This window comes from Metalysinibacillus jejuensis, assembly GCF_003057615.1.
Lineage (GTDB): Bacteria > Bacillota > Bacilli > Bacillales_A > Planococcaceae > Metalysinibacillus > Metalysinibacillus jejuensis.
In genome coordinates this window covers 1-388 of record NZ_QAFW01000181.1, presented here as the reverse complement: position 1 = coordinate 388, position 388 = coordinate 1, and the positions used below count along the sequence as shown (strand labels likewise).

The 388-nt window shown below is 40.7% G+C and carries 1 protein-coding gene; it reads right to left on the bottom strand.

The features are described 5' to 3' along the window. Positions 1-388: RNA-guided endonuclease InsQ/TnpB family protein (locus DDE80_RS14790; protein ID WP_153060950.1), on the bottom strand; the 388-nt coding region annotated here is incomplete at both ends.

The following is a 388-nucleotide window of genomic DNA, read 5'->3' as shown; positions in this document are numbered from 1 at the left end:
GCCACATACCCACATGAACAACGGTAAGTACGTTCAGATAGCTTCATAGGTTTTTCTGCACCACAACAAGAACATTTTTTAGTCGAAGGGAACCATTTATCAATTTTCACAAGCTGTTTCCCTTGTTCTTTTAGCTTGTACGATAAGAATGTAGTGAACATGCCCCAACCATTGTCGTGAACGCTTTTACCAAAGTGAAGGGCTTGAGACATTCCTTTCATGTCCAAGTCCTCGATGATAACAGCGTCATAGGTTGATGCCAATTCTTTTGATTGATGGTGTAGAAAGTTCTTACGTTGATTGGCTGTTTTTTCTTGTAGTGCAGCCACTTTCAAACGTTGTTTTTCCCAACGTGCAGAACCTTTCTTTCTACGAGATAGGATGCGTT